This window comes from Vulcanococcus limneticus LL (assembly GCF_002252705.1).
Lineage (GTDB): Bacteria > Cyanobacteriota > Cyanobacteriia > PCC-6307 > Cyanobiaceae > Vulcanococcus > Vulcanococcus limneticus.
Genome location: NZ_NQLA01000091.1, coordinates 1 through 4,732, shown reverse-complemented (window position 1 = coordinate 4,732; position 4,732 = coordinate 1). Strand labels below are relative to the sequence as shown.

Sequence of the window (4,732 nt, the reverse complement as noted above, 5' to 3'; positions counted from 1 at the left end):
GCAGCAGCTCCACCACCTCCTCCCCCGGCGCGGCAGCCTGGCGCAACAGGGCGGCGGTGCTCCCGCCCAGCTGTCCCGCCACCTGCAGCAGCGCCGCAGGCAGCTGATCCTCAGCCACCGCCACCGCCAGGTTGCAGGCCCAGTCGAGGCCAGCGCGGCAGGCGGGGTCCGTGATCGACAGGGCAAGCAGCGGATCGCGGCAGTCGGGCGCATGGATGAACAGCCGAACGACGCGCCGCTCCGCCCGCTGACGGGCCGTGGTCGCCGGCACCAGTGGCAAGGCCACAGACAGCAGGGCCGCAAGTGGCAACGCCACGGGCCCCTGGGTCACGGGCCCCAGAGCCGCAGGCGACATAGCTCCCGCCAGCGTCAGTGACTCCAGGCCGCTCTGCCGCAGCGCCAGGCCCTGCTCCAGCCGCCGTTCCGCCGTGCGGCGCAGAACCCCCTCAGGCAGGGTCTGCAGCAACGCCTGACCCTCGCGCTCGATCCGCTGCAACAGCTCCAAAGGGGCGCCACCACGACCAATCTCCGACCCATCCAGGGACTCCAACAGCCGCGCCAGCCGCCACTCCAGCCAGTGCTCGCCCCCGGCGATCAGCCCCTCCAGCGCCGCTGCGCCCTGGCTGCGCACCAGCCCATCGGCGTCCTGACCCTCGGGCAGCTGCAGAACCGCGGCCGTGAGCTCTCCGCTGAGCAGCTGGGGCTGCAGCTGCTCGAGCAGCCGCGCCGTGGCACTGCGGCCGGCGCTGTCGCCGTCGAAGGCGATCAGCAGGTGACGCAGCCCATGGCGGCGCAGGAGCTGCAGCTGCAGCGGCGACACGCTGGTGCCCAGACAGGCGACCGCATGGCAGAAGCCGGCCTGGTGTAGCTGGATGGCATCGAGGGGACCCTCCACCAGCAGCGCCACGCCTTCCCGCCGGATTGCCGCCGCCGCCCGGTCCAGGCCGAAGACCAGCCCGTTGCGCTGGAAGAGCAGATCGCCTGCGCTGTTGCGGTACTTGGGCAGCTGACCAGCCAGGGCCCGGCCGCAGAAGCCCAGGCAGTGCCCCGAGGGATCGTTCAGTGGAATCAGCAACCGGCCGTCAATGGCGCCCAGCTGCCACTGGCGCGCCGTTTCGGGGCTCAGGCCCCGGCTTCGCAGCAGCTCGGCCGCCGGGCCGCCGTTCACCAGTTGCCGCTCCAGGTTCTGGTGGAACTGCAACCGCTGGCGCTGACGCCGGGCGAGCAGCTCGCGCCGTTGGCACCGCTCCTGCTCCCAGCGCTGTTGCGCCGCCGGGTCTCCCTCCACCGGGCTGATCCCGCAGCGCTGCGCCAGCTCCAGCACCGCCTCCTGAAACGACAGACCCTGGCGGTCCTGCAACCAGCCGATCGCGTCGGTGCCCCGCCCGCACACGAAGCAATGCACCCGGTTGCGGGCCGGACTGACGGTCAGCGAGGGGCGGCGGTCGTCGTGCCAGGGGCAGCGGGTCAGGAACTCGCGGCCCGCTTTGCGCAACTCGGCAGGATTGAACAACTCCTCGATGCGGGCTCGCTCGCGCACGCGCTCCAGCAGCGCCGGCGTCACCAGCCCGGCGGGGCCAGCGGCAGCGGAGCCGCCCACGGCCCTCACAGGCATTCGACACCGGGATACAGGTCGCTGCCGGTGAACAGCTTCCGGGCCTCGTCGGCCTCGAGATAGCAGTGGCTGCGATCGAGGCGGATGGTCGTCTTGCTCAAGTCCAGGCCGCCGGCCATCTGGCCGTGGCGGCACTTGCCGTGGTGCACCTCGAGGACTCCCGGTTTGGCGGGGCTGAACTCATCGAGCTTGGGGCGATCGATCAGCCAAACCGCCGAGGCATAGCGCTCCAGCTCCGAGGTGCCCGCCAGGTGGGAGACATCGGGGCCGGTGGGGTTGCCGTAGGCGCCGCGATTCAGCTGGGCAACCACGAACACATCCAGCTCGCAGCGGCCGGCCAGGGCCTTGATCGTCGTCGCCCGCGCCGCCAGTTCCGCCGTTGTGTTGCTGCCGTAGCCCGCTGTCGGGCCCATGGCGTGGAAGTGATCAAGCACCACCGCTGCCAGCTCGGGATGGGCGCTCTTGCAGTCCTCCACCAGCGCCGCCAGCTCCTCCACCGTGGCAGCGAACTTCGATTGGTACAGAACGCGGCCCATGCGATCGCCGTTGGGAGCCACACCCTCCGAGAACTGAGCAGACAACTGCTGCAACGCATCCAGATCACGGCCCTCGATCACCGCGCCGCGACCCTCCAGGTCGTTGGCGCCGTAGCGGGCGTTGAACTGCCCGGCCGCCCGGCGGCAGTAGTTCGAGAGCAGCCGAGCCCCGATGGCGCGGCGGCTCAGTTCACAGGAGAGCACCAGCACCGAGGCGCCATTGATGGCCAGGCCCATCGCTGCGGCGATCGCCACCGTCGTCTTGCCGATGCCTGAGCGTGCGGCGAGCACCCAGGTGCTGTCGCCGGTGCCCGGGAGAATCCCGCCGCGCATGTCGATGTCGAGCGACGGAATCCCGGTAGAGACCGGCCTGGGGCGCTGCTCTGCCGGCAGGGAAGCCAGGGCGATGCATTCACGGGCGGCATCCGCTGCACTGCAGATCTGCAGGTTCTGGCGGAAGCGGCCGGCGGTGATCGCCGTGGCCTCATTGAGCAGCCCACGACAGCGCTCCAGTTCGCCGTCAATGCCACTGTCGACCTGCTCTCGGGCGAGCAGTTGGCGCAGGCCCGGATAGAACAGCGCCCGCGCCTTGGCGCTCTGGAACAGCTGGCAGGCCAGGCTGAACTCCAGCTCCGGGTGGGACTGGCCCCCCTCCCCCCAGGCAATCACCTCCGAGAGGGCCGTCTCCAGCTGCTGCAGCGAGCCGCGGAAGCGACCATCTGCAGCGCGCTGGTGCAGGTCCTCACGGAGCGCGCTGGCGTTGAGCACGGCGAGGTCGCGCTGGCCGCGGAACAGCGCATCGATCTCCAGCGCGAGCGCCCGCAGGCCAGGCTCACTCCAGAGGGAACCGGGCACACATTCGTCAAAGCGCAGGCCGATGGCACGGCGGAACTGGCCCCAGCGCTCGCGCTGATCGTCCGGACCGATCAGCACGGCGGCGAGCAGGTTCTTCTCGTGCTCCACCAACCCCTCAGGCGGCGGCGCCACCGGCGCCTCGGTGGCCACCAGTCCGGCGGCAGTTTCCAGTAACACGCCCTGCTCGATCAGGCTCTGCACCAGGGCGGGATCAAAGCCACCGGGGATGGCGCCGATCTGGGCGGTGGATGGGGTAGCCGTCATGACGTGAGACAGGGGGCGAGGTTCTGGGGTCTGAAGCGTCGGGATTCGGGCGTCAGGCCGTGGTCGTCTGGGCGAACTGGCGTGCGGCCTGGCCGTGTGCGCCGAGGCCGGCGGCTTCCAGCAGTTCCGTCAGCCGTTGCTTCTCGCTGTTCGGCAGTGCAAAGGCCTCCATCCCCTGCCCCCGCCAGGCGTGATCCCCCCAGGCGAACAACCGGCAGGCGCGCCGGAAGTCGGACTCCTGCGGCCCAGGCGCGTGCCCAACATCCGCACCCACCCCACCACCAGCAACGATGCCCGGGGCCCCGCTCCAGCAGAAGACATGCCAGAACTCGACGCCCAGGCCTGCGGCGTGGCGATCGGCGCTGAACAGAACGGAAGCACAGTCGGCGCCGCTGCGGCCCTGGGGATAGGTGCTCCGCCAGAACTCCGGCATTCCCGCCAGGGCCTGCGTCAACAACGGCCAGAACGTCTCCTCTCCACCGGCGTGGGCGATGGCACGGCGCAGCCGGGCCGCCAGGGCGCTGCCGCGCGGGCTGTAGGCGGGCCAGCTGGCAGGCCGCTGGCGGTTGTAGCGGGTGGCGAACTGATCGATCAGGCTCCGCGCCGGCTCGCTGGAAGCCACCGGCTGGGCGGCTGAGACACCTGGCAGCTGGACAGCAGCTGCGGGCGCCGGTTCGGTGTGGAGGGGGTCGCCAACAGCGGCAGAGAGGCCACGAGCGTGACCGGTGGACTGCGAGCGCTTCCGCTGTTCGCTGCAGCCCTCGGGGTTCTGCAGCCGGATCAGGGTGCCGTGGGGGCCGCTGCTGTAGTCCAACCAGCCGAGAGCCTGCAGATCCTTGAGGTCCGTGCGCAGCAGGCGCGGCTGCAGGTGCCAGGCCGCCGCCAGATCCCGCAGGGCTACCTGCACCATCTGCTCGCCGTTGGCACGGCACTGCAGGTGGCCGTAGAGCTGGGCGACCCGCATCGCTCGGCTCGGACTGGCGGAGCCGCGCCGGCCCTGCTCCAGCTGCTGCAGCGCCATGTGGGTCTGGTGGATGGCCTCCGTGCGGACGGCGTAGAAGCGCATGCGGACCAGGAGGACCTGCTCCTGTCGAGACGCGGGAGGCTACCGGCGGTCTCTCAGACGTCCGTACCGATGGGGCTTCTCTGATCCAGTTCAGCCCTCCGATCCGGCTGTTCTGTTGGGTTGGATCTTCTGATCTTTCTAGAGATTTAGATGGGGGACCGCTCAGGCCCCACCGGTGGGTCAGTGCAGGCCCCAGCTGGTGAGCACCCCAGGCCCCAGGGGTGAATCACCACAGGTCCCAGGGGCGAAGCACCGTATGCCCCGCACTGCATAGGTCCGCCCCCCCGTAGCAGATCCCGCCCGGATGGCACAAGCGAGGCAACGCGGGAATCCTCCTGGCGGCCGCCACCCGGTGGCCCCGCTCCCTGCCCCTGCTGCATGACCCTGACCCCCACC

Annotated in this window: 3 protein-coding genes; all 3 read right to left on the bottom strand. The window is 70.5% G+C overall.

Annotated elements, in window-relative coordinates; all coding sequences use genetic code 11:
• Positions 1 to 1,600: DNA primase (locus CJZ98_RS17145; protein WP_198537935.1), on the bottom strand; the 1,600-nt coding region annotated here is incomplete at its 3' end.
• A gap of 5 nt (positions 1,601 to 1,605) precedes the next feature.
• Positions 1,606 to 3,270, bottom strand: coding sequence for a DnaB-like helicase C-terminal domain-containing protein (locus tag CJZ98_RS17140; RefSeq protein WP_094592325.1), 1,665 nt, complete (start codon positions 3,268 to 3,270; stop codon positions 1,606 to 1,608).
• Positions 3,271 to 3,322: 52 nt separating this feature from the next.
• The gene (locus CJZ98_RS17135) at positions 3,323 to 4,336 is read right to left on the bottom strand and encodes a hypothetical protein (protein ID WP_094592324.1); all 1,014 of its coding nucleotides are present in this window, start codon (positions 4,334 to 4,336) and stop codon (positions 3,323 to 3,325) included.
• Between the last annotated feature and the right edge of the window lie 396 nt (positions 4,337 to 4,732).

Excerpts from the sequence above, each read along its gene's own strand:
- CJZ98_RS17140 (WP_094592325.1), bottom strand. The coding sequence starts at position 3,270 with ATGACGGCTACCCCATCCACCGCCCAGATCGGCGCCATCCCCGGTGGC.
- CJZ98_RS17135 (WP_094592324.1), bottom strand. The coding sequence starts at position 4,336 with ATGCGCTTCTACGCCGTCCGCACGGAGGCCATCCACCAGACCCACATG.